The following is a 26,962-nucleotide window of genomic DNA, read 5'->3' on the forward strand; positions in this document are numbered from 1 at the left end:
GTCAGTCTCCATCGGAAATGGCCCCGGCGGTCAGCTCGAGGCGGTCGCGCAGATAGTCGGTGACCATCTGGGTCGTCGGCACGTTTGCGTCGTTCAGCATGTCCTCAAAGGCCTCGCTGAGATCGATCTCGCCCCAGTCAATGGTCTCGATCTCGTCGAGCGGCAGGCCGGCGCAATTCGGGCTTTTCGCACTGCCCCATCCGCTGCCGGCAAGGCGACGGATTTCCTTCTGGAAGACCATGCCGAGCTGGCTGTTGAAGGTGCAGTAGCTGCGGCGCTTCTGCAGGCAGACGCCGAGGACGCGGCGCGAGCAATAAGTGCCGATATAGACCGCAGCCTTCGCCTGAATGCGGTCCATCAGCGCCAGTTCGCTCTCCGAGCAGTCACCGAGAATACCGTTGGCCCAGCCACTGTCATTGCAGCAGTTGATGGTGCTGAGCGCTCCGACCTTGCAATTGCGTGCCGTCCCGGAGAACAGCGTCACGTCCTGCATGTCGATCGTCTTTTCGCTATCCTTTGCCGCCTCATCAAGAACCGTGAGCCAGGCGGCCGCATTGCCGAAATCGGTGTTCGGCTCATCCACGATCCCCTCGCAGAGATCGCCGACACAGACATTGAACGCCGTGCAGGCCTCGGGAAGATCGATCCCGCCGCCACAGCGATACTGGTACTCCCAGTGCTGGCATTCTGCCGGTGTGGCACCAAGGCTTTCGTCCGCTTCGACATAGCTGAGGCAGGTCTGACCGATCACTTCGCAGGACGGATCTGCCTGGAACGGACCGCAGTCTGTATAGTTTTCGACGCCCTCAGCCAGGCAGGTATAGCCTTGCGAGTATTCCCAGCAGTCTCTCGATACCGGGAAGCCCATGATGGTGCGCACCTCGGCACCTGCGGTGCAAATCGACTCTCCTGCCACGCATCCCTGTTCGGCGGGCTCCGGTGCACAGCTGCTGACAAGGCGGTCTTCAATCCGCTCGATCCGCGTCTCAAGCAGGCTCGCCGGGCTGTGATCTGTCAGGTCATTGAGGCAGGACCAGTCGTTGCGCTCCAGCTCGCATCCGCTCTCGCCTTCCGTCAGGCAGCTGCTCTGGGTCTGTTCGCAGGCGGGGGTTGCGGCAAGCGTCGCACATTGATTGCTGGTCTGGCAGCTGTAGTCGCGCTCCATCTGGACGCAGGTGGCCTCGGCCTTGCACACCCGGCGGACCGGATACCAAAACTCCCGCATCGCCGCGCCATTGTAGACCGGGGCCCAGGAGAAATCCGTCATCGGCTCCCCGGAATAGTCATAGTAGTAGGTGCAATCGCCGATCACCGCGGCATCGGTGTGATAGCCGTAGTTGACGCCCTCCCAGATCAGCGGCCCACCGATCCCGTCCTCGTCAAACCAGCCATAGCCCAACCCCTCCTCGACACCGAAGAACGGACCTTCGGTGATCTCGGCTTCCTTCAGGCGGTAGATACCGTACCACCACTGGTCGTTGCGGTTGCTCTCGTCCACGGCATAAGTCCATTCGCCGATGGTAAGGCTCGGCGGGGTCGTGGTGATGATCCCGGCGCCCCAGTTGAGCCAGGCACCATCCCAGAACGCGAACCAGGTATTGCCGATGCGCCACCAGCCGTTCTGAAGCGGCAAAGATCCGAGCCCTTCAAGCAGGGAGTCTGCTTCCGGCTCACGAACATAACCCCCCTCCCAGGCCAGGCAGCGTTCTTCAATGAAACTGCATTGGCTTTCGGGGTTTCCCTCCGGAATGTCTGCGGCCGCGCATGCACCGTCCGGACCCGGGGTGCAGGTAACGGTGACCTCGCTGCTGGCAATGTCACAGCGCCAGTTGTCACGCCTGTCGACCTCGACGATCCGGCTGATCGTGCAGGTCTTGTCCTGCATGTTGCTGTGGACGTCGCAGAAGCGCTCGAAAGGCTCCAGCACGCTGAAATCTGAGAAATTGCAGGCCGGGTTGGTTGCGGTGGAGCTGGTGAAGTATTGCCCGGCGATATCCTCGGCGTTGGTCGTCGCCTCGTCACCAACCTGGACGCCGATGTAGTCGGTCTCGAGCTCGTACTGGGGCCGCAGAGTCACGCTGTCCATCATGGTCTGATATGCGGTGGCCGCGTCTGTCCCGCCGGTCAGAGCCTCGTTCGTTTTCGCCTCGATGTTGCTGCCGCCAATCGCAGCCTCCGGCACCGCAGTACCGGCGAAGGGTGTGACAACCTCGGAGACAGAACCATCCGTGAAAACCCCGGATCCCGATTGCAACCGGGCATTGCTTCCTGCGGCCTTGGCCCGCGCGGTCGGATCAAACTCCACCTCTTGTGACAGACCGGGCAGCGCCATGGAGGTGAGGGTGAGCCCCAAGAGGAAGAGACGGCGGATCACGGCTTCGTCTCCGCCAGCGCGCGCGCTACGTCAGCCGCGTCACCATTGCCGGCAGCAATGATCCGGAGCGCCGTTTCAACGGGGATGTTCCCGCTGAGGCGATCATGAGCGGGCGCCAGATCCAGCTCGCAAGCCGGGGTTTCGCAGGTCCCGAGACTTTCCTTAAGCACGACAAGTGCCGGAACCGCCAGGATATCGAAGCGCCGGAACAGAGTTGGATCGATCGCAAAGGCCTCGCCGATCTCATCCGCACCGAAGACTTCCTCGAGCTTTGCCCGCGTGTCGAAGACCGAGTTGTTGACGAACCCCCGGAACACGATGGTCAGCCCGTGCTCCGTCGCTTCCTGCATCATCTGCCGAAGCGACTGCGGTGGCATTGAGAAGCTGGCAAAGAGGATGGCGCGTGTTTCCGCGTATTTTTCGCCCTGCCCTTCCGATGTGCCGTCCTCTTCCGCGAGACCAAGCAGCCGTTTGACGCGGGGATCGCTCAGAGCCTTCGCGCGCATACCCTCCAGATCAGCGATTGGAACCCCCTCCGTGGGATCCTGGATGGTCAGCTGGTCGGCGAGTTCGTCGCCTCGCCGCTCGGCTTCGCGAACGATATCGACGAGCGGAGTGGTCAGGCTGCCGGTTGCCCCCGGCGCGAACTGCACCGGGGGCTCATCCTCGGCCGACACTGGGGATGTCAGACCGAGGACGACTGCCGCCACGCCTGTCCCTCGCATCAGAGCGCGCAGCAATTGCGTTTTCGCCACATGAGCCATCCGAAGCTCTCCCCTTTGTACGGGTACTCCCGCATGGAATCGACAAACTGGGTGGAAGATCCGAGCGGCCCGCAGGCATAGCGTCCACTGGTCGCGGCCCTCGGGCGAGTGACCTGGAGCCGGTACTGGCTCTTCTTGATGATCGGCGCGACATTCGGTGTGCAGAGCGCCGAACTGCTGGACGAGGTATTCCGGGCAAGACCAAGCCGGTGCTGGCGCGCTATCATCTTTGCCGTGACGGTCTCGGAAGCCTGGATACCGCCGTAATGCGCGTTGCTGTCGCCTTGAATCGGATACATGCCGCCCTGACAGCCATTACACCAGAAGAGGCTGTCCATCGGCAGACGTCCGCTCGAAGCTTGAACGCAATCTGCGGCACAGGCTGCCTGCGCCACCGGATTGGCGAAGAGAATTGCTTCCGGGTTGACGATGGTGTTCAGTTCAGCGTCCTGCCAGAGCGGGTCGAACTCGCTGATATAGGCGACATCGAAAGTGGTGTTCTCGAGGCAGAGACCGTCGACCACTGTTCCGAGCCAGGAAATCAGGGGATAGTAGTAGTAGTGGACCTGCCATTTGCTGCCGGTCTGATCGCCGTCGGAGGATGTGACAGAGGACTTCCCGATCGAAAAGAGGCCGAGATCGGCCTTGAAGCCCATGTTCACAAAGCAGCCTGCCTCGTTGGCAACATCGGTCAGGCGTGCTGGTTCCCATAGGCCGATCGCGAGGCCGATCCGTGGCGGAACGCCCGGGCAGATGCAGACCGGCAGGGACGGATTCGAGGTGTCCGGGCGATTGTTCAGCACCCGGATCGCCCCGATGGAGATCGGAAAAATGCAATCCCAGCAGACTTCGGTGATCGGATTGAGGAAGCGGGCGTTGCATTTTGCCCAGACTTCCTCACCTGCGACCAGCAATCCGAGGACAAGCGCCAGCACGGTTCCAAAGCGCTTCATTGGCCATCCTCCCCTGTCGGGATCTCTTCGATCAGCAGCACGGGATCGGCGCGGGTGATGACGGAGGGCAGGTGCTCGAGGCCGAAGCGGTTCACGATCACTCCGTCCTGATCGAACCAGAACCGCCTGCCATGGCGGCGCATGAGATCCAGCGGCGCTCCCTTTGCGATCACGATCAGCGTGTCGAGTTCATTCCCCTCGGCCAGTGCGAAGCCGACCTGATCCTCGACATCGCCGTCGATCACCACGATCCGTTTGGAGAAGCCCGAATGCTCGAGTGGGTTTACGCGGGTACCGGCCCGCGCAAAGACGGTTCCCTGATGGTCGGCGAGATCCCTGTCGAGAACGATCGAGGGGTCGAACTGGAAGGCGCGGTATTCCTCGGCTGGAGCCAGAATCGCGGCAGATTGCGGGCGTTCCAGATAATCCCGTGTGCGCGCCTGCATGTCGCGCTCCATCTGTGCGAGCCCGCCGTTCTCTTCCATCATGCGGAAGCGCGACAGGATCTCCTCCAGGAAATCCGGTTCCGTGACAGGGAAGACCGGCCCGTAGCTGCCAAAGTTCTTCGCCATGGCCGGGGTCTGGCCCGGGAAGCTGAGCGCTGCCCCCAGACATGCGACGATCATTCCACGCGTGCGTCGGCCCATGCCTTAATCTCCTTCCAATGCGGGATCAGATTGGTGCCGAAACCAACAGCGACGATGTCGTTGGCCGAAAAGAGACCGACCGTCGCGTAGCGGCTGTCGAGGGAATTGGGGGCGCTGCCAAAGGCCGCATACATGCCCTCGGGGATCACACCTTCGGCCAGCGGTTCGGCAAAGGGGCGGCCATCACGCAGTGCCGGGCTGAAGCATTCGCCCGCAACACAGACCGCGCCATCACGATGCGCGATCCGGTCGCCTGGCAGACCCACCACCTGCTTGGTGAAATAGTAGCCTTCGAAGCTCTGTGCATAGGCTGCCGGCGGCACGGCCGCGATCACCGCCCCGCGCCAGACCACCTTCGGCCAGGCCCACATCAGGTAGGCATGATCCGGCAGCGACTCCGAGGCGTTGATATTGAGCCGGAAGTTATGCAATGCCCAGAATCCAAAGACCACGAATACCGAGCCGCCGACAATGAAACTGCGGCGCAGGAGGGTGCGGAGAGTCATGGCTGCACCCCGTGATCCGACGCTTTTGCCAGCGCCTCGGCCGAGACCCGATCGGTGATGTCGGGCGCGCCTGCGAGGACGGCTGCCGCATTGACCACGATCACCGAATGGTCCCGTGCGAAGGTCTCGATGGCGGCCTCGAGGTCGGCCTGGTATTTCAGCGCCTCGGTCTCGTAATCGGCATCCGGCATGTCGCGACCGCCGGACTTGATGAAGGCGAGGACGGCTTCGGTCGCATCGATGGTGACGATTCCGGTGGGCAGGCCAACGGGCTGGGTCCAGAGCACAATCCCAAGCGTCGATGCGATACTGACCATCGCGGTCATCACATGACCGATGAGCATGTCAGGCTTCACGGGAAATGCCCTCCCCGCCTGTCGAGGGCTGCGCCGAGATGCAGGACACTGGTGCAAACCGCGTGAGATAATTCCGCCGCTCCCGGCACCAGACCCGGTATGGATAGTGGCAGCGCTTTTCGAACGGATAGGCCGCATCCAGTGCCGCGATGCGCGCGTCGAGGCCGATCCCCTGTGGCAACCGGGCATGAACCTCGCGGATGACGGCGCGGGCCTTGTCCGCCCAGGTGCCGGTCTCACCCGGTTCGCGCAGCCGCGCATGCCGAAGATCTTCGCGCGAGGGAGACAGATCGCCGGTCATTCGACCGCCCCCTCTTCAACCAGGATGCGGATCGCCTCGACGGTGCTGTAGCCCTGATCCTTCAGCCGACGAAGCTTCTCGACCGTCGAGCCTTTCGAGGAATAGACGGCGAGTGAAAAGGGATCGAGCAACAGCCGGCCGAAGAACCAGCCGCCGGGGCCCTTGATCCCCATTTCGGAAAACTGGCCCTTGACGCTTTGCAGGGATTTCAATTGGCCCGCGATATGGGGCGAGACCGACAATCGCTTGTCGGCAACCAGCCTGTCTATGGTTTCGGCCTTCTGGGCCAGCAACACGGTCCAGTCGGAGTTCTGCAGGCAGACCGTCGCTGCGACGTTGTTGTAGTAGTCGTCGATCGACTGGGTGCCGGTGATCAGCGCGCCGGTGTATTTGCGCGCGCGCCGAACCACACCTTCGATGAAGCGGGCCGTCGCGTGGCTTTGCAGCAGGTCCCAGGCCTCATCGATCAGGATTGCCACCGGCGTCGACCGGTCGGTCTTGAACATCAGTTCTGTGCCGAGGAACATGATCATCTGCAGGACAACATCCTGCAGCACCTTTTGCCCCTTGATGTTTGACAGTTCGAAAACCGTGAAATTCGCATCAAGCGTCAGGTTCGCAGGGCCCGAAAAATAGACGCCATAAGGGCCTTCGCGGGTGAAGGCCTGCAGCTTGACCACCACGTCGAGAAGGCGCTGATCCTCCGAAGCGATCTCGCTCAACCGTTGCCAGACATCGGTCACCTCGGCCGCAGGCCCCTTCGCGTCCCAAAGTTCCCCGACGATGCGGGCGATGAAGCCCTCCTCCAGATCTTCGACCCGGCTTTGTTTGCCTTCGCCAAGTGCAGCCATCGAGGCGATGATCCGGGTCACCAGTTCAATGGCATCGGCCCGGTATTCGTCCTTCGCCATGTCGGCGGCCGAGAGCATCGAGAACGGATTGAGCCGGATCAGGGAGGAGCCATCGAAACCCACGAATTTGCCACCGAGGATTTCCGCCGTAGTCCGGAAGGAGTAGCCGTCGTCGATGACTACTACCTTGCCGCCGGCAGCGTAGATCGAGGTCACGAGTTCCTGCATAAACACGGATTTTCCTGCGCCGGATTTGCCGACGACCGCGACATTGTAGTTGCCGTCGCTCAGGAAATTGTCCCAGTCCATGATCTGGCCCTGGCGCCCGAGAAGCAGCACACCGCGGCCCGAACCCGATCCCGTCCACTCACCATGAACGGGAACCAGAGCGGCGGCCGCCTCGCTCTTGAGGATCTTGATGCGCTGGAGCTTTTTCAGATCCTCCATGCGCTTGCCGTGGGTGGTGAACGGCAAGGCTGCGAGGAAGATCGGCAGCTGGACGAAGGTGTCGTTCTCGAGCACCAGGCCGGCGTAGCGGTAGATCTTGGCCATTTCGGCCAGTGCATGGCGGGCATCCTCGCCGCCGCCCATGGCATAGGTGCAGACGATGAAACTGCTGTCGACGAGCTTCTCGCCCATCTCGACCGCCTCGTTCAGACCGTCGAACTCTGCCATCTTCTCGGTGAGATTGGCCGAGAACCGTGCGAACTGTGTGCTGGCGGTGTGCTGGAGGCCGGCGCGCTTCTTCATCAGAAAGCCGGACGCATCTGATTTCGAGCGAACCCGCATCGTGAAGGAGGTCAGCACCGGACCGGTGGGCCGATCCGCGATCCGCTCCGGCACGCCGTTGAGCAGCATTCCGAGCACGAATTGCCATTCGCGTGGGTAGCGCCGCACGCTGGCGCTCGCCACCCCCATGGTCGGATCTCCCATCAGCCCGATCGCGGAGCGGCCGACAAAGAGGCCTGCGCCCGGGAGCTGGTGGTTCAGCGCCTCCTCTTCGCTGTAATCCAGCTGCGAGATACCGGCGAGACCCCGGCAGTGCAGCAACTCGCCCAGAAATTGCAGGAACCCCGACGGGCCGAGGTGGCGAACATATTGCTCTCCGCCGAAGACGGAATATAGCGCGCGGCGGAAGTTTCGCAGATCCTTCTGCCGGCCTAGGTCGGCATCGCCATCAAGCCAGCAGGCGATGAACACCCGCCGATGGTGCGGCAGCGCCTTGATGACATGATCCGTGCCGTAGCGCGCGGCGCGCAGATGGGCCATGCGCCGCTGCGCCATTTGACGGACGAGCTCGTCGCCGGTCAGCCGATGCCGCGCCCAACGGATCAGGGGCGCATCGATATCCGGGCTCGTCCAGTTCAGGAACTGGATGGAGGCATTGTTCGGCGCATTCGAATTGATCACCGCCTGCAGATTGCTGGCAACGTCATCCGATCCGACAACCGGATTCACCTCGATCACGAAGCCGGTGCTGTTCTCGTTGAAATAGAGCTCGGATTCGGCGTCATAGAGGCGATAGGGCAGCAGTTCCGCGACCACATCGGTGGCCAGCGCCTGCGGCTCGTCCTCGCTCCAGTCGGGATCGTCGAATAGGCCCTGGAAAAAGGTCCGGAAGGCATTCATCACGGCCTCCCGGAGGCCCAACGCGCCTCCCTGACCACGAAATGCACAAAGGTCGCCTCATGCAGCAGCCCATCGGGATCGAGGTATGGGGCGACCCAGAGTGTACCGACCTCTTCCGGGCTGCGATACTGCGCAGCCGTATAGGCTATTCCGCCATCTCCCATGGCAGTCAGCGGCGCCGTTGCCGCCCCCTTCCCGGTCGCGGCCACAAGCGGCGTCTGCGACATCTCCTTGCCAAGCGTGTCGGCAAAGCGTTCCTTCACCGGCTCAGTCCGACCTGCGCCTCCACGGTCCGCCTTGGAAATCGTCGTACAAGGCGACCCGCCGGTTTGTGCGGGACACAAGAAATCCTTCTGGGTATTGCCACCGCATCCCGCGAGCGGGAGCGCTATAAGAAGAGCGCAGATCGCGCCGATACTGGCCTGAACCGTCATTTGAGCGACACCCCTTCCATGAACACCACCTCGACCTCGGTTCCCGCGTAAAGCGAAACAACCGGCTGATATTGCTCGGCTCTTTTGATGTAATAGTCGGCCAGGCGTTCGGCCGCGTTCTCCGCGCCGCCGCCGATCATGCCGCCGCCCGCGCCTGCGAGCACCGAACCTACGGATGCCGTCTCATCGTTCGAAGTGGCGATAGAAGCGGCCGAGGAAACTGCATCTGCGAAACCGCCGAGCGCGCCGGCTATAGCGGCATTGGTCGCCAGATTGCCCTCGCGGCTGACGACCTGGCCACGAACCCCCGCTTTCCCGGAGCCCGCGACGAGCCCGGCAACCGGCGTTTCGATCACCTGATCTCCCCGACCAACACAGGTCAGTGTGGTCAGGCGGACATAGACGCGCTCTGACGAAAGGTCGCCCATGGCCGAGCCGAGCACCGTACAACCGGTGATGTTGATCCGACGCCCAGGCCCAGTGCCGCTGGCGGCAGTGACCGCAGGCCCGGTGATCCGCACCAGGACCGGGACCGGGTTCTCCCGGGACACCACCCCTGTCGAAGCATCGACGCCGCTGATCACCACCGCAGGTGCGTAGGAACCGGCCGGAATGTAGGATCGCAGAGCGCGAACATTCGAAGAGCTTTCCTCTTCTGCGGCCGGTTCCGGCAACGGCGTCAGGGAGAAGTCCCGTCCGAAGCCAGGGGCGGGCGCGGCGGGGCTTGCCCCCTGCCCCTCAGAGCCGGGTCGCCCGGTCGCAGGCGTCCGGCCGCCCCCCGTGATGAACTCCTGACCGTAGTTCTCGCCGTTCGGTCCGGTAACCGTCCCGGGGGGAGCTGGTTGCGGGCCAGCGGTTCCACCTTTGAGGGCATTGATCTCCGCCTGCTGGGCGATGATCGCCTCATCATACTCGCCCCGGATCGCTGCCAGTTCGGTTTTCTGAGCTTCCGTCAATGCGGTCACCGAACTGGTCAGCTCCTGCACTGTCCGGCTCAGCCGTTCGATCTCCTCCCGGCTTTGCCGGGCCCAGGTCAGTTCGGGGGAAGCCTGGGATGTGCGGTCGGCAATGATCGTCTCGTCGACCCGGTTGCCATTTCCCGCCCCCTGAAACGCGGCGCGGCGCGCGTTCATGAACTGCCCAAGAACGATGATGACCAGGAGGAGAACGCCTCCGGCCATGCCGAAAAGGATCCACTGCTGTTTCTTTCGTGCCTCCGGCATCAGCGTTTCTCCACCACGACAACCCAGGTCCTCTGGTTCGGACCGAGGTTGTTTTGCTGAACCCAGACGGCGAGCACTTTGCCGGTGAAGAAGTCCTGCGGCCGGACATAGCGACCGGACTTGCCCCCATTTGCCACCATGACCCGCGCCCGCATGCCATTTGCAGTCTCGGATGCCACAACAGATCCATGGCCGCGCGACGGTGCCGCGCGACCGGCGATATGTTTGTCGATTGCAGAACGGGCGAGAACGACGAGGCTGGAGGCATACCCCCCGCCGCCCTCACCCGCCGCCAGCTCGAAGGATGGGGCGGCTCTCTGGCCGCTTCCCCCTGAGCTGCTGCCCGAAACCGCTGTCGGGATGTCCGGAGCGCCATTGACCGTAACGATCACGGTCTCGGCCCCAAGGTTGTCCTTCGGCGTCAGTTCGTAGCTGATCGTGACCCCGCGCTCGGTGATGATGTAGCCTGTCTCGGGTTCGAGCTTGTCGAGCGCGCCCGCAAACCTGAGAAAGATATCCCCTGTCGCCTCGTCATTCATCTCCTGGAACCGGCTATCATCCTTGATGATCCGCCGGATCCGATCACCCGCGACACTGATCCGGGTCACATCCGCTGTCGAAGCGGAAATCCTTATGCTGCCATTCGGGCGAACCGAGAGTTTCTGCTCGGCGAGGGCCGGAAAGGAGATCAGGGTCGCGACCACGGCCGTAAGCACCAGACGGGATTTCAGGCGCATCATTCGGCAACCTCCAGAAGTTCCATGCGGGAGAGACGGATCGACGAACCCTCCTCGACAAAGCCAAGCAGAATCCGCCGTCGGCCACGGCTGACCTCAGTCGTGTCGAGATAGGTTGCCAGATTGCCATCGACGGTGATCTGAAGACGGGCGAGGTTGTGCTCGATCTTCTCGGGACGAAAGACAGTGCTGATGCGCCGCAGCCGGATATCCTCGGCAATATCGTCGTAGTATTCCAGCAGGCGGGCGCGATCCTGCGCGGAAGAAATGCGGTCGATCACATCCCGGCCGTAGCGGATCGTTCCCGGGCTAATCGTATACATCGCGTAGACGGCATCGAGGCTCAGCGCCTCGATGTAGCGGATATCAGCCGCACCCCGGGCCACCATTCCGTCGGAGACCCGCGACGGGATCAGGACCACCTGAGTGTTTTCCTGGGCAACCCGCAGGCTCAGGAGCAGGTTCGCAGCGACCGCGACCGCCAGCAGAACCGCGACCATGTTGCGAGCGCGCTGCGCGCTTTTCATCCTGCGGCTGAGCGTGTCGAAATTCATCAGCCCCTCCACATCGTGACGGAGCTGTCGGGCCAGGATTTCACAGGGCTGATTTCGCGCGGCATATACCAGTAGAGCATCGCCAGCAGGCGCTCGAGACCGCCGTCGCCCTTGAGCCGCTTCCAGACGATAAAGCTCACTACCCCGAGCACGATCCCCGGTATGGCTGCCTGCAAGGCCACACCGATGCCGGCTGGCGCCAGCAGAGCGAGTCCCTCATCGACTGGAAACAGCAGCAGACGCGCCTGATCCTGCAACCGCTGTTCAATACGAACGACCTTCTCCTGCATCCGAGCCTCCAGAGCAGACAGATGAATGGTGAAAGGCCGCGCGGCCTGGGCCACGCGGCCGCTCTGCTCAGGCTTTGAAACCCTGAAGGGCTTCGGCTTGGCTGGGGGATTCCGCCATCTCGATCGTCGCGGTCACGCCGCCGATCGAACTGACGATCGAGACGCCGTAGCCCAGAAACAGCGATACCGCGACCGCGGTGATCACATAGGTCCAGCGGCCGGTTGCCATCAGGGTGATGGCAGCGACGATGATCGAAATGATCAGAATCAGATAGCCACCGGCACCGCTCAAAAGAGTCGTCAAGGTGGTGGTGATGCCGGCAAAGCCGGCTTCCACACCGGTTCCGGCACCGGCTGCCATGGCGGCAGCCGGAAGTAGAGTGGCCAGCCCGGCCACCGTGAAACGAATGAGTTTCATGGAGTTACCTCAGATTGTCTGGGAGATCGCCGGGCAGGCCACGTCTCCACATTACGCCCCAACGGAACGATTGCAACCTGATTCTAACAATAAGTATCTATTGTTGATATTAGAACTATATCTCACACGAAATCGCCCGGCGAACTACGCCGGGCGCGGAATACCTGCGGGCAGCCCAAAGCCTGATCAAGCCTGTTCCGCGTTCCGGTTCAGCTCGGCATGCATTGCCCAGACACCTTGCTCGTTCTCCACCTGAGCGAGCAGAGGTACCGTTACCTCTTCCGCGGGCAGTCGCTCCAGCAGGTTGAAAACACCCTTGGTGGTTTTGATGAACTTGAGACCGGCGTCCCTAGCGTTGAGCAGCAACAATCTTCGGTCGTTGGGTTTGCGAAGCATGACGTACCAACCCTCGACGTCCTTGGTGCCCACCCGCCCCCTGGCGATCAGTTCGATCACGGCACCTGCCTCGATCTCGGCCGCCATCCCGCGTTCAAAAACGGCAAAAGGGTCTGTCGAACGTTCCCTCATCACTCAGCCTTTCTTCCGGCAGCCCGGCCGGCAGAAAGCCGAGCGGATGCACGTTTTCGATTGAAGTGCACTATACGGCACTCGTTATAAAGATGTGTTTAATTCGCGCAATAGATATGTTTCGATACCTTTGGGCCGCTTTGTGTCGATTGCCTATCTTCGCGCAGTTCCAGGCTCTGAAGCGCTTGCTGCGAAGGAACCGCCCAGTCCAGCAGCAACCACAAACAGGCTAAGCCCCGTGTCAAAGCAACTTCTCATGAAGGTTGTTCTTGCACACGCAAAAGTAATGTTGATTATTGTTCCTACTGACACGTTACGAATCTTTCGTAACTCTAGGTATTTGGTGTGTCGTTAGGGTCGAACATCCGGAAGCAGCTACCGAGCTTCGCGATCGGTGGCCGTCCGCGGGATCCGGCCCGGTCCGGAAGGCGCCGTTGCCGGGATGAAAGCAGTCTGGCAGCAGGCGAACTTCCTCAGAAGTGAGGGGCGCAATGTCGGATATTCCTACAGCATCGATGAGGTTCAGGGAGCATTTGGTTCAAACCCGAACGCTGATTATAGTTCGCACGATCACCGAACAAGGCCATGTCTATGTCTTGAGATCGGAAGCCGCCGGTTGGGAGGGCCGCGTCCTCATCAGCGCGCGTGGCGCCCAGATCAAACAATTCCTGGGTGCGGAGAAGGTCCTGCGCTTTCTCGACAAATGGGGAATGGGCCAGGTCACAATCCCTTTTCGCAAAGCGGAGTCTGTCAATCATCTTTCCGTCGATGAATGTGCCGCGATATTGGAAAAACTCCGCCAGCCGCGCGCGACAGATAGTGGGAGCGACGTTGCCACCGCACCCCTTAAAGCCGCCATTAATCGCCATCCCACCGATTGGGGACCCGTCAGCCGCTATCTCGCAGAGGGCATGAGCCCTGATCGAATTTCACGACTACGTGGCGTTCCCCTCCCCACAATCCTGTACATCATCGATCTGATCAAGAAGCCGCCCTCCACAGATGAACCTTGAGAGGGCTTCGAGGTGTTCTTCGAGCAACGTCCCCGCGGGAATGGCAAGCATAAGCCTATCATCGACGGAGATCCCGCCAAAGATCACCGAACGCTGATGTCCGTTGTTGGCTCTCAGGCGTACGCCAACTTGCTCAAACTTTTGCGGTGTCTGCCCGTCCGGACGAAGGGCATAGATCTCGTGGATTTTGTATGCTCGGTCGAGGGAATTACCTGCCATGTAGTCTTTCCTTTCTGCGGGGCCGAACACCGGAGGAGCTCGGCAAGCTACCCGGTCCGTTTCGTCATCCGGAGGATGGACGGCCGAGCACGCTCCCTTAAGATACATGGACAATCTAAAGCAAACCCTGCGAGCCTCGCACCTCGCTTGACCGGCGTCTTCCGCCCGCGTTTCTCCCGTAATGATCTGACGCCACGTCAACCCTTGGGCAGATCACCTCCAGCACGGGCTCCTCCGCGGTTCCGTGTCCCCAACTGACGTGCCGAACCACGGCACAGTCGGCGTTCGTGCCCTTCAGGTGAGACAGCTACGAATAAATAGAAACCCCCGCACGGCGACAGCCGGTACGGAGGCTACAGGGACGGCAATCCCTTCTCTTCAAGTCTGCTGAGAAGCGTAGCCCCATCCGGAAAGGCAATCAACTGGTATCGCAAGCGAAAAGCTCTGCGACCGATGTCCTGTGCCTTCCTGTCGCCCGCACAGACGAGTGACCAATGATGCATGCCAAACTGCTTTCATCCGACAGCTTCACAGGACCCCACGCGGTCCTACCCGACCAACTGCAACGTTCCGACATAGAGGGACTTCTCATCGATCTTCGTTCGGCGCTGCAGCTCTCCCCTGCCCGCCTTGACGCTCTGCTGGCAATGATGCGCCGAACACGGCCCTCTGACTGGACGAACCCCGATGCTGACGCTGTCTGCTATGCGCAACAGCAGCAGGTCGCAGCAGATCTTGGAAAATCGACTCGCGCTCTTCGCAATGATGAAGCCGATCTTGTGAGGCGTGGACTGATCGAACGTCGGACATTCGGAACGGGCAGGCGTTGTATGATCACGGGCAACCACGGTCATCGCTTCGGCCTCTCATTCACACCGTTGATCCGCCAGATAGGACATCTGCTCGACCTTAGGGACATTGTGCACCGAGAGCGCCGACAGCAACAAGCGCTCAGGCTGGTCTGCTCTGCTCTGAGGCAAGAATTCAGGAGATGCCTTGCCAGGCTGCAGCTGGTTGGATCTCTTGACGATGCCGTCCTTGCGCTGACCTTGCGTTTTTCTGATTGGCCTCGCCGATTTGAAAATATGGGTTTCGCTGAATTGGAAGCGCATAGGGTCGAAGTCGAGTCCGCGCTTCGTGAAGCCAATGAGATTTCTGAAGCCGGCCAATCAACTTCCGGTCGACCGGAAGTTGACGTCCGCCAATCATTTCAAGATTCAACCAAAGATAAACCTGAATCCTGTAGCTGCAGAGAACAAGTTGAAGCGGCCTTTGCGACAGCGCTGCATGGGACGACACCGACCCGGAAATTGGAGGTTCCGGTAAAACTGCCCGAATTTACGCCCTCCCAGCTCTACTCTCTTTCAAGTGAGGAAATGCGCCTTTGGATTGATTGTTTCCGACACGATCGGCCGCGACCGGTCGCGACAGATATCTTGCAAGCGGCGGTCAGGCGCGTTCCGGAAATGGGCATTAACGAGGCCGCCTGGCGGGAGGCGGCAGATAGCATGGGGCCGATGAAGGCGGCACTCGCCATATTGGTGATCGATTCCAATCAAAATCACCCTGTTACCCCTGTTCGAAACCCCGGCGGTTTGTTGCGGGTTTTCACACGCCTGGATAGCAAAGGGCGGCTTAATCTTCAGGGAAGTCTCTTTGGCTTGTACGAGAGGTCAAGATTACCTCACGCTACACAATAGGCTCAGGAAAGGCGGATTGATCTTCCTGATTCAAATCTGAAAGGATACCATCACCATGCGGCAGTTCGATGTAAACGGAGTCGTGTTCGATGAGGATTCCCCTGTTTTGCAGGCCGCGCTTGCTGACGCCTGGCAGGCCCGGATCCGGCCACTCTGCCTCTGCCGAAAGCCGGGAGTGCCGACATATGTCGCCCGTATCGGGGACCAGTATCTGATCAAACGTATGCCGCTTTCGGGAGTGGATCACGAAGGCTCCTGCGAAGCCCATGCTGACCCATGGGAGGTCGGTACGCTCGATCCGGTGGTCGGAACCGGGATCCGCCGAAATGCAGAGACAGGAGAGGTTACGCTCCGGCTGGACTTCAGCTTGTCGAAGACAGCAGGCAAGTTGCGCGCTGAAGACATCGAGCCGTCCATTACCCAGTCTGTTGCCGCGACAGCCCCTCCGAGACTTGCGATGATCAGCCTGCTGCATTTTCTATGGCAGGAAGCAGAACTGAACCGATGGACTGCGCTCTGGACCGGGAAGAGGCATTGGTGGACCATCCGGTCGCATCTGCTCGCCGCCGCCCGCACTATGAGCGTTAATCGGGACTGTCTTGGTGGATTGCTCTTCATTCCTGAGCCGTTCCGCGTCGAGGACAAGTCCGCCATAGAACAAAGGCGGACAGCATCACTGGCTCGGCTCTTGACGCCTGCTTCTCAAGCGAAATGCCTCATGCTCATCCTCGGAGAGGTAAAGTCAGTCGAGGCAACGCGAGCAGGGTACAAAATCGTAGTTCGCCACTTGCCCGATCTGCCAATGCTGCTCGACGCTCATTCTTGGAAAAAAATGAAGGACCGGTTCAGCCGCGAACTCGCTCTTTGGGAGGCAGATCCGACAACCCACCTGCTTCTGTTCGCGACCTTCGGGTTTGATCCGGCGGGGCTCACCAGGATCGAAGAAGCTGTTCTCATGGTGGTCTCCGAGACCTGGATTCCGTTTCGCTCAGTGTTCGAACACAGACTTTTGAGGACCTTGGCCGGTTTGCGCGAGGAGAGCGTGTGGAGGATGAGCTTCGGGAGGGACGCGACCGGCATCGAACTGATGGCTGTTCTGCCAAGACGAAAACCGCATCCGCTCGGGCTCTACATCCTGCCGCCGGTTGTCGACGAAGCTGTGCGCGTTGAGCTTGACGCGGCTATTGCCTCCGCGCCAGACCTCGCATCCTGGGTCTGGGACGTCTCCAACGGCGACATGCCGACGATACCACCGCCGGGATAAATACAAGCCATACAAGCCCGAAATCCGGTCGGTCGCATTGGGAGAATTCTCAGGCATCCAGTCACCACATCCTCACTGCGCCTGGTAAGATCTGTATCAGGTTGAGACGCTCTAAACTCCGACACTGTCGCGGAAGTTACGATGGGCGCCCGAGCCGCAGTATGCTCTGATACGCCGGAATTGCTCTGGTACCATAGCCCTGAGGAACAACACATGAAGCAAGATGTCTATTGGGTGTGCGTTTTCAGAATTGAACCCGACACCTACCACGACTTCCAGAAAGTCGTTGCTCCACTCGTTAAGGCGACATTGCGGGAAGAAGGCTCGCTCGCCTACGAATACATGATAAGCGATGATTTGAGCTCAGTTCATATCCTTGAGCACTACAAGGACTCCCAGGCTGTCATCGATCATGTGACGAAGGTCTTCTCGCAGTTCGCCGAGGACTTTACGAATTTGGCGACAGTCGAAAGCTTTACGGTCTATGGTTCCCCAAACGTCGCTGCCCGGGAAATACTGGATGAGTTCGGCGCAGTATATCTTTTGCCATTTGACGGATTCACCAAATAGAGAGCGTGTCTGATGAAGGATTGCTCCATATCGCTCATGGATCAAATTTTGTCTGAAGCGCCTTCGGGTTGGTTGCGGCATGGGGATTCGTAAAGCCATTGCAATTAAATCGTGCGGTCCTCCATCACGCCGACATTCGACTGCCCGGTAACCGTGATCTCCGACCGGAGGTCACGTCGCTTTGCGCGACAGGATATCGGCTTGGATCTGGCAGCTTTCAGAGGAATTGAGATCATGAAATTACTGGTGCCTGTGAAACGGGTGATTGACTACAATGTGAAGGTTCGGGTTCGCGGTGATGGGTCAGGGGTTGATCTTGACAATGTAAAAATGTCGATGAATCCATTCGACGAAATCGCCGTCGAGGAGGCAATCCGTCTGAAGGAGAAGGGCGTGGCCTCGGAGATTGTGGTGGTCTCAGTTGGCGTGAAGCAGGCGGCGGAGACGCTGCGGACGGCCTTGGCGATGGGAGCGGACCGTGCGATCCTGATTACCGCCGCCGAGGATGCAGCGATGGATATCGAGCCTCTGGCGGTGGCGAAGCTTCTGGCTGCGGTAGTTGCGGCGGAGGCGCCCGGATTGGTGATCGCCGGCAAGCAGGCAATCGACAACGACATGAACGCGACGGGCCAGATGCTGGCAGCGCTTCTGGGCTGGGGCCAGGCGACCTTCGCCTCGGCGGTCGCGATCGAGGGTGGCCAGGCGGTGGTGACGCGGGAGATCGACGGCGGGCTGCAGACGGTGAAGGTCACGCTGCCGGCAGTCATCACGGCCGACCTGCGGCTGAACGAGCCGCGCTACGCGTCGCTGCCGAACATCATGAAGGCGAAGAAGAAGCCCCTGGAGGAGAAGACGGCGGCCGATTACGGCGTCGACGTGGCACCGCGGCTGACGGTGGTGGCGACTGAGGAGCCTGCGGGCCGCAAGGCCGGGGTGAAGGTCGGTTCGGTGGACGAGCTGATCGCGAAGCTGAAGAACGAGGCGGGGGTTCTCTGAGATGGCGGTTCTTCTTCTGGCCGAGGTGACGGGGCCCGATCTGGCGTTGGATGCGACGGCGAAGGCGCTGTCGGTGGCCACCGCGCTCGGCCCGGTGACGGTTCTGGTCGCGGGCGCGGGCATCGCGGGCGCGGCGCAGGCGGCAGCGGGGCTTTCGGGCGTAGCGAAGGTTCTGGCGGCCGATTCCGCGAGCCTCGGTCACGGTCTGGCCGAGCCGCTGTCCGCGTTGGTAGTCGGTCTCGCGGGGGGCTTCGAGCATATCGTGGCGCCCTCGACGGCCTCGGCCAAGAACGTGCTACCGCGGGTGGCGGCGCTGCTCGACGTGATGGTGATCTCGGATGTAACCGGGGTGGTGGCGCCGGACACGTTCCGGCGGCCGGTCTATGCCGGCAACGCGATCCAGACTGTGCGCTCCGCCGATCTGGTGAAGGTGCTGACGGTGCGCACGGCGAGCTTCCCGCCCGCGGCTGCGGGCGGCTCTGCACCGGTAGAGGCGGTAGCGGCGGCGGTAGATCCCGCCGTCTCAGCCTGGGTCGAGGACAGGGTGGCGACCTCGGACCGGCCGGAGCTGACCTCTGCGAAGATCGTGGTCTCGGGCGGGCGCGGCGTGGGCTCGGAGAAGAATTTCCGGATCATCGAGGCGCTGGCCGACAAACTCGGTGCCGCGGTGGGCGCCTCCCGCGCGGCGGTGGATTCTGGCTATGCGCCGAACGACTGGCAGGTGGGCCAGACCGGCAAGGTGGTGGCGCCGGACCTCTACGTCGCCGCCGGGATCTCGGGCGCGATCCAGCATCTGGCGGGGATGAAGGATTCGAAGGTCATCGTCGCAATCAACAAGGACGAGGAGGCCCCGATCTTCCAGGTCGCCGATTACGGCCTGGTGGGCGATCTCTTTGCCGTCCTGCCCGATCTAACCGAAAAGCTCTGAAAAAGTCCGGGCCAGCAATCTGTACCGCTCCGAAACAGCGGGAGCACGCGTGACAGGAACAAAGACCATGACCTCGGAGACTGATCGCGAGTCAATGGACTACGACGTCGTGATCGTGGGCGGGGGGCCGGCCGGGCTCTCGGCGGCGATCCGACTCAAGCAACTCGATGCGGATCTTTCGGTCGTGGTGCTCGAGAAGGGCTCCGAGATCGGCGCGCATATCCTGTCGGGCGCGGTGCTCGATCCTTCGGGGCTCGATGCCCTGATCCCCGACTGGAAGGAGCGCGGCGCGCCCATCAAGGTACCGGTGCGCGAGGATAATTTCTATCTTCTCGGCGCCGCGGGCAAGCTGCGCCTGCCCAACTGGCCGATGCCGCCGCTGATGAACAACCACGGCAATTACATCGTCTCGATGGGCAATGTCTGCCGCTGGATGGCGGCCCAGGCCGAGGAGCTCGGGGTCGAGATCTTCCCCGGCATGTCCTGCTCGCAGATCGTCTGGGAAGGCGACCGGGTGGCCGGCGTCATCGCGGGCGAGTTCGGCCGCGAGGCCGACGGTTCCATCGGCGCGAGCTACGAGCCGGGGATGGAGCTGCGCGGCAAATACGTCCTGTTGGCCGAGGGCGTGCGCGGCAGCCTCACCAAGGAGGTGATGGCGAAATTCGACCTGTCCAAAGGCCATGAGCCGCAGAAATTCGGCCTTGGCATGAAGGAGATCTGGCAGATCGACCCGGCCAAGCACCGCGAAGGCACGGTCACCCATACGATGGGCTGGCCGCTCGGGTCGAACGCCGGCGGCGGCAGCTTCATCTACCATTTCGAGGACAACCAGGTCCTGATCGGCTTCGTCGTGCACCTGAACTACAAGAACCCTTACCTCTACCCCTACATGGAATTCCAGCGCTTCAAGCACCATCCGCTGGTGGCGGAGCTTCTGAAGGGCGGCAAGCGGGTGGCTTACGGCGCGCGGGCGATTTCCGAGGGCGGCTGGCAGTCGATCCCGAAGCTCACCGCGCCGGGCGTGGCGATCCTGGGCTGTTCGGCGGGCCTCGTGAACGTGCCGCGCATCAAGGGCAACCATAACGCCATGCTGTCCGGCAAGGCCGCGGCCGAGGCCGCCCAGGCCGCGATCGCCGCCGGGCGCGAGGGTGACGAGCTGGTGGCGTATGAGGCCGATCTGCGCTCGGGGCCGATCGCCGCGGATCTGAAGAAGGTGCGCAACGTGAAGCCGCTCTGGTCGCGGCTCGGGCTGCCCGGCGTGGCGCTCGGCGGGCTCGACATGTGGGTGGCGAACCTCACCGGCTGGAACCCGTTCGGCACCTGGAAGCACGGCAAGAACGATGCGCAGGCCACCGGCGAGGCCAAGGATTACGCGCCGATCACCTATCCGCGCCCCGATGGCGTGCTCTCCTTCGACAGGCTGACGAATGTGAGCTTCTCCTTCACCAACCACGAGGAGAGCCAGCCCTGCCATCTGAAGCTGAAGGATCCGGCGGTTCCCATCGCCTATACGCTGCCCAAACACGCCGAACCCGCGCAGCGCTACTGCCCGGCCGGGGTCTATGAGGTGCTGGAGGGGCCCGACGGGCCGCGATTCCAGATCAACTTCCAGAACTGCGTCCACTGCAAGACCTGCGACATCAAGGATCCGGCGCAGAACATCAACTGGACGACCCCGCAGGGCGGCGACGGGCCGAACTATCCCAACATGTGAAGAAGCGATTTCCTGGTCGGTTGAGGAGGAAGGCGCTCGAACACCTTGTCAAAGCAGAAGGAAGGATCTTGTCTCGATTGCGCCGCGTCGAATTTCTGATGCTGCCGAGTGCAAAAAGTTGTGAGTTCTGGCCAACGTCTTGTCTCTCGCTTCTGACCTCACCCTGCCTCCAACCTGCCCAGAAGCTACATGGCGACCCACACAGGCGGCGGATGTCACTCTTGCTAATCGTGGCGGCCTGCCTTCATGCCTCGCCGTTCTCAAGTGGCGTCAAACGATACGCTCCCTTGCGTGACCAGAAGCCTGCCCCGATGGCAAATGTGCCTCGATGTGGCTGAAGATCAACAAACGCGTCCGTGCTACCAAATATAGCACCGATCTGTTCGCTTATGTGCCGATGAAGTTCAGGCTCATCGGCTGCGGCAATCTCAGCGGAATGAATCGGTGCCCCCGAGAAACCATTCCAAACTTCGAGGAGGAAGGTTCGCAAGAGGCGCTACTCCAAAAAACAACACTTGTTGATTATTCCGCGCTCGCAGTTTAGTCAAGGCTAAGGCGTCTGGAAAACCAGTGGGAAAATGTGATGGACCGAGCCGAAACTGGCAGAGGCAGGGGTCGACCCAGGCGTGGGGCCGAACTGGACAAGGCCCATGTGATGCGCGTAGCGCTCTCTTGCTTTGCCCAGGACGGATACGATGGCACAAGCTTGCGTGCAATTGCTGCAGGTGCTGGAGTTGATGTCGCCATCGTCGCGCGTTTGTACGGCTCGAAGTTCGAACTTTGGAAGGCAGTGATCGACCATCTCGCAGACCAGATGGCCCACGCCCAGACGGAGGCTGCATCATTCTCTCCGGACGGTCGCCCTGTTCATCTGCGCCTTGCGATCGCCTTGCGTCATTTTGTGCGCTTCCACACCGGTATCCCGGAGCTTCCGAGGTTCTTCTCCGATGAGGTATCCAGACCCGGCGAGCGGCGCGACTACATTGTCTTGCGACTGTGGCAACCTCACCGCGAGATGTTTCTGCCTCTCCTGGTCGAAGCCACAGAAGCCGGGATGATGCCCGGCGTAGATCCAGAAACGCTGCTCGTGATGATGGTGGGCGCCATCGGTATTTCGCTCGCGTTGCCGGTGATGAGCGGGAGGTCCGCCACTCCACTCAGCCTGGAGCAGACGTTGCTCGCACTGTGTCTCGGGCGGGATATCCCTTCATCCCGAAATGTCGGCAAGAGAGACGACGCCAAAGAAACAGCTCGCAGGATTGCCGACCCGGCTCTGGGTTCGGGCTTACTGGCCCGATCCTAAATCATTCTCGATACTGCGTCTCATCCCATATGAAACATGGTCGGGACTTCGGCCACGCCTCAATTGAGACGGGTCCGTGCGCCCCACAGAAATTGGCCGCGAAGAATTCACCTTGAGGGAAGGCGGCAAGGGAACCGCGCTCATGCAGGCGAGCTCTGTTGAGTGCGCAACGTGTCTCGATCACGCAGACACATGACGATGCGTTTTCAGGGGCAATTCGCTCGCCCGAAACTCAGTCGCACGTCAACAGGTTAGCAGATTGCTCATGGAATTCGGCACCCGCCCGGAGCGGCAGTCGGGGCCGCCGCGCCCAGCCCCGCGCCTTCCCGAGAACCCCTCTCCGCAGTCATCAGCCCAGCGAGAAACCACCATCAACGGCCAAAGCTTGCCCAGTCAGGTGCGGCGCGCAAGCCATATAGACAACCATCTGACCCATATCCTCCGGTGTCTGCGCCTCACCCTGCGGCAGGAAGGATTGCTGATGGCGCGCCCAAGACTGCTCTTCGGTTTCCCCAGGCAGAGCCCAGAGCCCGGACAGCCCCGTCTCGCCACGCCACATGCCGGTAGCGACGATCCCCGGGCACAGCGCATTGACGGTGATGCCCTCCTTCGCGACCTCCTTTGCGATCGCGTTGGTGAAGCCGATCACGCCGAATTTGGACGCGCTGTAATGCGAAAGGTTCGGGAACCCGACCTTGCCCGCGATCGATGATGTATTGATAATCCGTCCGAAGCGCGCCTTGCGCATCAGTCTGATCTCCGCCTGGCAACAAAGGAAGACCCCGCGCAGGTTGACGTCAATCAGGTCGTCCCATTGCTCAACAGTCAGGTCCTCGATACCGCCCAGGCTGACGACACCTGCATTGTTTACCGCGATATCGAGCTGGCCCCAGGTTTTCTCAATACTGTCGATCATCGCCTGAACGCTTTCGGGCTTACGGACGTCGACAACAATTGCCTCGCTCTTGCGTCCTAAGGACTCTACGGCAGCGGCACCCTCCTCGGCGAGAGCGACATTGTAGTCGGCGATCAGAACGTCAGCGCCCGCCTCGGCCAATGCCTTCGCGATACCTGCGCCGATCCCGCGGCCTCCACCCGTGACAAGGGCGACACGTCCACTCAGGGAAAACTGAGAATCTGCCAAGAAATTTCCTCCATTGTTGGCTTTTGTAACACGGCAACGCCGACCGACGGGCCGTCTGGCCATTCCGCCGGCCAGCGGTGTAAGCGGGACATCGACCCGCAGTGGCGCGCGCGAGCTATGACGCCTCGACGCGAACCTTGCCGATGTTGATCTTTCGATAGAGCGTTGCGCGAGACACGCCGAGATAGCGCGCCGTCAACGACACATTGCCGTTATTGTGACGCAGCGCGGCCTGGATACGGGAAGCCTCTGACTTGGATCTTGCAGTCAGATCAGTGTCCGCAATCTCAGCCACGATGTCGTCAGGCAGATGATCGAGCTGGATAAAGCGATCATCGCATAGAACCGCTGCATGTCGAAGTGCATGCTGTAGCTCCCGCGCGTTCCCGGGCCAGTGATAGTTGAGCAGAACAACGCGCGCCTCGTCACCAAGCCGAATGTTCGCTTTGCCCAGTATCTGTGCTTCGACTTCCAACATCTCGAGGATCATGCCTTCAAGGTCGGCGATCGCACGAAGCGGCGGCAGAACGATCGAGCCACCCTTGAGCCGATGAAGCAGGCTTGCACGCGGCCGTCCGTCCTTCTGCATCTGTTCCAACGAAAGATTGGTATTGGCGACAACGGAGATCCCGTTTGCCCCTGCGCTGCGATCTCTTTCCAGCATCCCGAGAAGTGCGATTTGCCCCGCGTCGTCGAGCTCATCGATCCGATCCAGGATCAGGCAGGCACTGCCGCGGGTTTGACTGATGGATCGGATTGCACGACCGGCCTCATCACCAGCCATCGCCGCGCAGTCCACAAAGATCATCTCGCCCTCCCGCGCCAGACAGCGGGTAGCGACTGCCCTGGCATAGGCCGATTTACCTGTGCCGGTCTCTCCCACCACGATCAGTGGCAGCCCAGATTGAAGAAGGCGTTGCCCACGCTCCAGAGCGATTTCAGAAACCGGTCCCATACGCGACAAACGGGGCTCTGAAACCTCATCGACCATTTGCACCTTTGAAATGGCTTCGCTTTGTGCAGGGTTGCGACCGCCGGGGCGGGCCATCCAGCGAGGCGCATCTGACACGGGCTCACGCACCAATGCCTGCAGACAACGCCCGTAGGCATGCATCCGAATAGTCTCGTCGGGACGGATCATGTCCAGATCAGAGCCGAGATCGAACGCCTCTTCCACCCTTCGCCCGAGAACCTCTGCGAGGGAAACACCGACCAAAGCCTGCAGGTTAGAAGTGCCCGCACGTATGCAGCCCTTCTCATCCAGTGCGACATGGCCCGCTTCGGCAAGTTCCGCATCGACAACGTCCACCGCGATCCGCAGCAGGCGGCTCGTCCGATGTTGCCGAAGGAACTGACGGTTCTCGATGCGCAGTGCCGCACGCTCAACAATATCGCGTACAACGTGGTTCGCCCGCATATCACTACCCGAGGCAGTGGTAACGTTGATCGCGCCTTCAATAGCGCCATCTCGCCCAAATACCGGCGCCGTCATGCACGTCAGCGCCCGGGTTGAACTCCCATAATGCTCACCCCCCGCTATCGCGATTGAACGACCCGTGCGAAGGCAGGTCCCGACACCGTTCGTACCCTGGCGCTCCTCGACCCAGACCGATCCCGGCTGAACGCCGAAGCCCGACATATTGTCCATGAACGGGTAATCACACCGGAACAGCATCATGACAGCCTCGGGCGACGCAAAGGATACGAGATATTCGCTGTCGACCAGTCTCGTGAACAGCCGTTCGACCTCCGGTTCCGCAATGCCGATCATCTCGTGATGTCGATCCGCAAGCTCGCGCATCTCGGAGTGGGTAAGCACAGCCGCGCGCGGCACACGATCAGGGTCGAGATTGTAGTCTGAAAGGCAACGTTTCCACGAGTCAGCGACAATACCTGACAGCGGGGCTGCTACTTTCTGGCTTCTGGCGGCACGCAGCCGGTAAACTTCCTGAAGCGAAGCATCCGTTCCGCAAAGATCCGCACTATTCACTTGCTCCCACATCCTGCTCCTCCCAAAGCAATCGCTGGAATATGAATTCAGATCGGTCATGTTCTCGGGTCAGGGTAGGCTGAAATGCCTTCTGCCTGTCCCGATCATGGATTATCCGTCTTTCTTCATCTCCCCTGGCCCTCTGGCTCCTCAGACAGAAGGTCGGCAAATGCTACATTGGGAAATGAAGATTGGTATATGGCTCAGGCGAGACAAAGCAGACGGAATGACTGTCTCAAATGAGACTGGCCACAGATCGGACCTCCCGGCGGAACACCGGGGCTGAAATCCGTCCAACTCGGTTCATAGGAAATCCCATGCTCATCTGACCACACCCTCCCCGAACAGGTCGGCGATTTTCATGTCATCAAAGCCAAACCGGCCAAGAACCTCGCGACTGTGCTGGCCGATCGTCGGCGGGACCAGCCTGACCGAGCCGGGCGTCCGCTTGAGTTTCACCGCAAGACCCGGTCCGCGATAGTCCTCGTATTCGACCGTCATTTCGCGGCTGCGGGTGTGGTCGAGCGCCAGCGCCTGCTCGACCGACAGGACCGGCGCACAGGGAACGCCAAGCTCCATCAGCCGCTCGAAGAGCGCCAGACCGTCATGTTGCGTCAGCAGAGGCTCGATCCGCGCGCGCAGGCTCTTGCGATTCACCACCCGGTCGCCATTGGTGCGGTAGAGCGGGTCGGTGCCCAGGGCCTCGTCGCCGAGTTCGCGGCAGAAGGTGCGGAACTGGCGGTCGTTGCCGATGGCAACGAACAGCTTGACCGTGCCGGTCGGAAACAGGTCGTAAGGAACGATGTTCGGATGCCCGTTGCCGGTGCGGATGGCCTTGCCGCCATTCAGGACATTGGCGACATGCGGATGCAGCATCGCGATGGCCGTGTCGTAGAGCGTGACCTCGACCATCTGCCCCTTGCCGGAGCGATTGCGCTCCAGCAGGGCCATCAGGATGCCCATCGCGCCATACATACCGGTGCAGGTGTCGACGACCGGAACGCCGATGCGACAGGCGTCGTCCGCCGGGTCGCCGTTGATCGCCATCAAGCCCGACATCGCCTGGATCGCCGCGTCGTAGCCCGGAAGCCCGCCATATTCGCCAGTATCGCCGAAGCCCGACACCCGGCAATGGATCAGCCGCGGAAAGCGCCGGGTGATCTCGGTCAGATCGCCGATCCCCCATTTCGCCCAGGTGCCGAGCTTGAAATTCTCGATGAACACATCCGCCTGCTCGAGCATCTCGAACAGCAGCTCCATTCCGGCACTGGTCGAAAGATCGACGGCCAGGTCCTGCTTGTTGCGATTGAGGCCGAGAAAGTAGGGCGCGACACCGTCGACGAAGGGGGGCCCAAAACGTCGGGTATCGTCCCCATCAAAGGCCTCGACCTTGGTGACCTCTGCACCATAGTCGCCCAAAAGCTGGCCGGCGAACGGCCCGGCGAGCACCCGCGAGGCATCTACGACGACCGTGCCGCTCAGGCAGCCCGAAGGCAATGTGTTCATGTTCGCTCCAGCGGGCTTCAGTGAAAGATCGCCGCCCCCATCAGGACAAA

Annotated in this window: 27 protein-coding genes; 9 read left to right on the forward strand and 18 right to left on the reverse strand. The window is 61.1% G+C overall.

Features of this window, described 5'->3' with window-relative positions; genetic code table 11:
• Position 1: 1 nt before the first annotated feature.
• The 15 genes from traN to D2T30_RS04875 form a co-directional block, all read right to left on the reverse strand.
• Complete coding sequence (traN, locus tag D2T30_RS04805) at positions 2-2,374, reverse strand: conjugal transfer protein TraN (RefSeq protein ID WP_241651199.1); 2,373 nt, start codon at positions 2,372-2,374, stop codon at positions 2-4.
• Positions 2,371-3,138, reverse strand: a complete 768-nt coding sequence (trbC, locus tag D2T30_RS04810; protein WP_128207935.1) for a type-F conjugative transfer system pilin assembly protein TrbC — start codon at positions 3,136-3,138, stop codon at positions 2,371-2,373. The genes traN and trbC overlap by 4 nt, the downstream gene beginning before the upstream one ends.
• Entirely contained in the window at positions 3,099-4,091 is a 993-nt protein-coding gene (traU, locus tag D2T30_RS04815; RefSeq protein WP_128207936.1) for a conjugal transfer pilus assembly protein TraU, read from the reverse strand. The genes trbC and traU overlap by 40 nt, the downstream gene beginning before the upstream one ends.
• On the reverse strand, positions 4,088-4,738 hold the full coding sequence (locus D2T30_RS04820) for a hypothetical protein (protein ID WP_128207937.1): 651 nt from the start codon (positions 4,736-4,738) through the stop codon (positions 4,088-4,090). The genes traU and D2T30_RS04820 overlap by 4 nt, the downstream gene beginning before the upstream one ends.
• Complete coding sequence (locus D2T30_RS04825; protein ID WP_128207938.1) at positions 4,714-5,244, reverse strand: S26 family signal peptidase; 531 nt, start codon at positions 5,242-5,244, stop codon at positions 4,714-4,716. The genes D2T30_RS04820 and D2T30_RS04825 overlap by 25 nt, the downstream gene beginning before the upstream one ends.
• On the reverse strand, positions 5,241-5,588 hold the full coding sequence (locus D2T30_RS04830; RefSeq protein WP_128207939.1) for a TrbI F-type domain-containing protein: 348 nt from the start codon (positions 5,586-5,588) through the stop codon (positions 5,241-5,243). The genes D2T30_RS04825 and D2T30_RS04830 overlap by 4 nt, the downstream gene beginning before the upstream one ends.
• 1 nt (position 5,589) lies before the next feature.
• Positions 5,590-5,901, reverse strand: a complete 312-nt coding sequence (locus D2T30_RS04835; RefSeq protein ID WP_128207940.1) for a hypothetical protein — start codon at positions 5,899-5,901, stop codon at positions 5,590-5,592.
• Positions 5,898-8,381 (reverse strand): TraC family protein, encoded by a 2,484-nt coding sequence (locus D2T30_RS04840; RefSeq protein ID WP_128207941.1) that lies wholly within the window; start codon positions 8,379-8,381, stop codon positions 5,898-5,900. The genes D2T30_RS04835 and D2T30_RS04840 overlap by 4 nt, the downstream gene beginning before the upstream one ends.
• Positions 8,381-8,815 carry a type IV conjugative transfer system lipoprotein TraV gene (traV, locus tag D2T30_RS04845; RefSeq protein ID WP_128207942.1) on the reverse strand — a complete coding sequence of 145 codons (435 nt, stop codon included), beginning with the start codon at positions 8,813-8,815 and terminating at the stop codon, positions 8,381-8,383. The genes D2T30_RS04840 and traV overlap by 1 nt, the downstream gene beginning before the upstream one ends.
• Positions 8,812-10,038 (reverse strand): TraB/VirB10 family protein, encoded by a 1,227-nt coding sequence (locus D2T30_RS04850; RefSeq protein ID WP_241651200.1) that lies wholly within the window; start codon positions 10,036-10,038, stop codon positions 8,812-8,814. The genes traV and D2T30_RS04850 overlap by 4 nt, the downstream gene beginning before the upstream one ends.
• Complete coding sequence (locus tag D2T30_RS04855; protein WP_128207944.1) at positions 10,038-10,778, reverse strand: TraK domain-containing protein; 741 nt, start codon at positions 10,776-10,778, stop codon at positions 10,038-10,040. Before D2T30_RS04855 ends, D2T30_RS04850 begins: the two co-directional genes overlap by 1 nt.
• Positions 10,775-11,329: a TraE/TraK family type IV conjugative transfer system protein gene (locus tag D2T30_RS04860; RefSeq protein WP_128207945.1), complete on the reverse strand. Its 555-nt coding sequence runs from the start codon at positions 11,327-11,329 to the stop codon at positions 10,775-10,777. The genes D2T30_RS04855 and D2T30_RS04860 overlap by 4 nt, the downstream gene beginning before the upstream one ends.
• Positions 11,329-11,619 carry a type IV conjugative transfer system protein TraL gene (gene traL / locus D2T30_RS04865; protein ID WP_128207946.1) on the reverse strand — a complete coding sequence of 97 codons (291 nt, stop codon included), beginning with the start codon at positions 11,617-11,619 and terminating at the stop codon, positions 11,329-11,331. Before traL ends, D2T30_RS04860 begins: the two co-directional genes overlap by 1 nt.
• Before the next feature lie 67 nt (positions 11,620-11,686).
• Entirely contained in the window at positions 11,687-12,037 is a 351-nt protein-coding gene (locus D2T30_RS04870; RefSeq protein WP_128207947.1) for a hypothetical protein, read from the reverse strand.
• 186 nt (positions 12,038-12,223) lie between these two features.
• Positions 12,224-12,565: a hypothetical protein gene (locus tag D2T30_RS04875; protein ID WP_128207948.1), complete on the reverse strand. Its 342-nt coding sequence runs from the start codon at positions 12,563-12,565 to the stop codon at positions 12,224-12,226.
• A 491-nt stretch (positions 12,566-13,056) separates the two neighbouring features.
• Between D2T30_RS04875 and D2T30_RS04880 the strand changes: the two genes are divergently transcribed.
• From D2T30_RS04880 to D2T30_RS04920, 9 genes are all read left to right on the forward strand, one after another.
• Positions 13,057-13,578, forward strand: a complete 522-nt coding sequence (locus D2T30_RS04880) for a hypothetical protein (protein ID WP_128207949.1) — start codon at positions 13,057-13,059, stop codon at positions 13,576-13,578.
• A 713-nt stretch (positions 13,579-14,291) separates the two neighbouring features.
• Positions 14,292-15,497, forward strand: a complete 1,206-nt coding sequence (gene repC / locus D2T30_RS04885; protein WP_128207950.1) for a replication initiation protein RepC — start codon at positions 14,292-14,294, stop codon at positions 15,495-15,497.
• 55 nt (positions 15,498-15,552) lie between these two features.
• Positions 15,553-16,761, forward strand: coding sequence for a DUF1173 family protein (locus D2T30_RS04890; protein WP_128207951.1), 1,209 nt, complete (start codon positions 15,553-15,555; stop codon positions 16,759-16,761).
• Between the two features lie 213 nt (positions 16,762-16,974).
• The gene (locus D2T30_RS04895; RefSeq protein ID WP_164884206.1) at positions 16,975-17,331 is read left to right on the forward strand and encodes a putative quinol monooxygenase; all 357 of its coding nucleotides are present in this window, start codon (positions 16,975-16,977) and stop codon (positions 17,329-17,331) included.
• Positions 17,332-17,565: 234 nt separating this feature from the next.
• Complete coding sequence (locus D2T30_RS04900; RefSeq protein ID WP_128207953.1) at positions 17,566-18,327, forward strand: electron transfer flavoprotein subunit beta/FixA family protein; 762 nt, start codon at positions 17,566-17,568, stop codon at positions 18,325-18,327.
• A gap of 1 nt (position 18,328) precedes the next feature.
• Positions 18,329-19,255: an electron transfer flavoprotein subunit alpha/FixB family protein gene (locus tag D2T30_RS04905; RefSeq protein WP_128207954.1), complete on the forward strand. Its 927-nt coding sequence runs from the start codon at positions 18,329-18,331 to the stop codon at positions 19,253-19,255.
• Between the two features lie 94 nt (positions 19,256-19,349).
• Entirely contained in the window at positions 19,350-20,969 is a 1,620-nt protein-coding gene (locus D2T30_RS04910; RefSeq protein WP_206612861.1) for an electron transfer flavoprotein-ubiquinone oxidoreductase, read from the forward strand.
• 328 nt (positions 20,970-21,297) lie between these two features.
• The gene (locus D2T30_RS04915; RefSeq protein WP_128207956.1) at positions 21,298-21,513 is read left to right on the forward strand and encodes a hypothetical protein; all 216 of its coding nucleotides are present in this window, start codon (positions 21,298-21,300) and stop codon (positions 21,511-21,513) included.
• Positions 21,514-21,552: 39 nt separating this feature from the next.
• On the forward strand, positions 21,553-22,272 hold the full coding sequence (locus tag D2T30_RS04920) for a TetR/AcrR family transcriptional regulator (RefSeq protein WP_128207957.1): 720 nt from the start codon (positions 21,553-21,555) through the stop codon (positions 22,270-22,272).
• 349 nt (positions 22,273-22,621) lie between these two features.
• Here D2T30_RS04920 and D2T30_RS04925 read toward each other — a convergent pair whose 3' ends face one another.
• The 3 genes from D2T30_RS04925 to D2T30_RS04935 all read right to left on the reverse strand — a co-directional run bounded on the left by D2T30_RS04925 (position 22,622) and on the right by D2T30_RS04935 (position 26,912).
• Positions 22,622-23,416, reverse strand: a complete 795-nt coding sequence (locus D2T30_RS04925; protein ID WP_206612862.1) for an SDR family NAD(P)-dependent oxidoreductase — start codon at positions 23,414-23,416, stop codon at positions 22,622-22,624.
• Positions 23,417-23,531: 115 nt separating this feature from the next.
• Positions 23,532-25,418, reverse strand: a complete 1,887-nt coding sequence (locus D2T30_RS04930) for a sigma-54-dependent Fis family transcriptional regulator (protein WP_164884208.1) — start codon at positions 25,416-25,418, stop codon at positions 23,532-23,534.
• A gap of 309 nt (positions 25,419-25,727) precedes the next feature.
• Entirely contained in the window at positions 25,728-26,912 is a 1,185-nt protein-coding gene (locus tag D2T30_RS04935) for a CaiB/BaiF CoA transferase family protein (protein WP_128207960.1), read from the reverse strand.
• Between the last annotated feature and the right edge of the window lie 50 nt (positions 26,913-26,962).

This window comes from Paenirhodobacter populi (genome assembly GCF_004022215.1).
GTDB lineage: Bacteria > Pseudomonadota > Alphaproteobacteria > Rhodobacterales > Rhodobacteraceae > Rhodobacter > Rhodobacter populi.

Bases quoted from the DNA above. Each gene is read 5' to 3' on its own strand.
- D2T30_RS04890 (WP_128207951.1), top strand. From the start codon at position 15,553: ATGCGGCAGTTCGATGTAAACGGAGTCGTGTTCGATGAGGATTCCCCT.
- D2T30_RS04900 (WP_128207953.1), top strand. From the start codon at position 17,566: ATGAAATTACTGGTGCCTGTGAAACGGGTGATTGACTACAATGTGAAG.
- D2T30_RS04915 (WP_128207956.1), top strand. From the start codon at position 21,298: ATGTGGCTGAAGATCAACAAACGCGTCCGTGCTACCAAATATAGCACC.
- D2T30_RS04825 (WP_128207938.1), bottom strand. From the start codon at position 5,244: ATGACTCTCCGCACCCTCCTGCGCCGCAGTTTCATTGTCGGCGGCTCG.
- D2T30_RS04830 (WP_128207939.1), bottom strand. From the start codon at position 5,588: ATGCTCATCGGTCATGTGATGACCGCGATGGTCAGTATCGCATCGACG.
- D2T30_RS04880 (WP_128207949.1), top strand. From the start codon at position 13,057: ATGTCGGATATTCCTACAGCATCGATGAGGTTCAGGGAGCATTTGGTT.
- D2T30_RS04860 (WP_128207945.1), bottom strand. From the start codon at position 11,329: ATGAATTTCGACACGCTCAGCCGCAGGATGAAAAGCGCGCAGCGCGCT.
- D2T30_RS04820 (WP_128207937.1), bottom strand. From the start codon at position 4,738: ATGGGCCGACGCACGCGTGGAATGATCGTCGCATGTCTGGGGGCAGCG.
- D2T30_RS04930 (WP_164884208.1), bottom strand. From the start codon at position 25,418: ATGTGGGAGCAAGTGAATAGTGCGGATCTTTGCGGAACGGATGCTTCG.
- trbC (WP_128207935.1), bottom strand. From the start codon at position 3,138: ATGGCTCATGTGGCGAAAACGCAATTGCTGCGCGCTCTGATGCGAGGG.
- D2T30_RS04875 (WP_128207948.1), bottom strand. From the start codon at position 12,565: ATGAGGGAACGTTCGACAGACCCTTTTGCCGTTTTTGAACGCGGGATG.
- D2T30_RS04850 (WP_241651200.1), bottom strand. From the start codon at position 10,038: ATGCCGGAGGCACGAAAGAAACAGCAGTGGATCCTTTTCGGCATGGCC.
- D2T30_RS04855 (WP_128207944.1), bottom strand. From the start codon at position 10,778: ATGATGCGCCTGAAATCCCGTCTGGTGCTTACGGCCGTGGTCGCGACC.
- traV (WP_128207942.1), bottom strand. From the start codon at position 8,815: ATGACGGTTCAGGCCAGTATCGGCGCGATCTGCGCTCTTCTTATAGCG.
- D2T30_RS04835 (WP_128207940.1), bottom strand. From the start codon at position 5,901: ATGACCGGCGATCTGTCTCCCTCGCGCGAAGATCTTCGGCATGCGCGG.
- D2T30_RS04910 (WP_206612861.1), top strand. From the start codon at position 19,350: ATGGACTACGACGTCGTGATCGTGGGCGGGGGGCCGGCCGGGCTCTCG.
- D2T30_RS04920 (WP_128207957.1), top strand. From the start codon at position 21,553: ATGGACCGAGCCGAAACTGGCAGAGGCAGGGGTCGACCCAGGCGTGGG.
- D2T30_RS04905 (WP_128207954.1), top strand. From the start codon at position 18,329: ATGGCGGTTCTTCTTCTGGCCGAGGTGACGGGGCCCGATCTGGCGTTG.
- repC (WP_128207950.1), top strand. From the start codon at position 14,292: ATGATGCATGCCAAACTGCTTTCATCCGACAGCTTCACAGGACCCCAC.
- traL (WP_128207946.1), bottom strand. From the start codon at position 11,619: ATGCAGGAGAAGGTCGTTCGTATTGAACAGCGGTTGCAGGATCAGGCG.
- D2T30_RS04895 (WP_164884206.1), top strand. From the start codon at position 16,975: ATGAAGCAAGATGTCTATTGGGTGTGCGTTTTCAGAATTGAACCCGAC.
- D2T30_RS04870 (WP_128207947.1), bottom strand. From the start codon at position 12,037: ATGAAACTCATTCGTTTCACGGTGGCCGGGCTGGCCACTCTACTTCCG.
- D2T30_RS04935 (WP_128207960.1), bottom strand. From the start codon at position 26,912: ATGAACACATTGCCTTCGGGCTGCCTGAGCGGCACGGTCGTCGTAGAT.
- traU (WP_128207936.1), bottom strand. From the start codon at position 4,091: ATGAAGCGCTTTGGAACCGTGCTGGCGCTTGTCCTCGGATTGCTGGTC.
- D2T30_RS04840 (WP_128207941.1), bottom strand. From the start codon at position 8,381: ATGAATGCCTTCCGGACCTTTTTCCAGGGCCTATTCGACGATCCCGAC.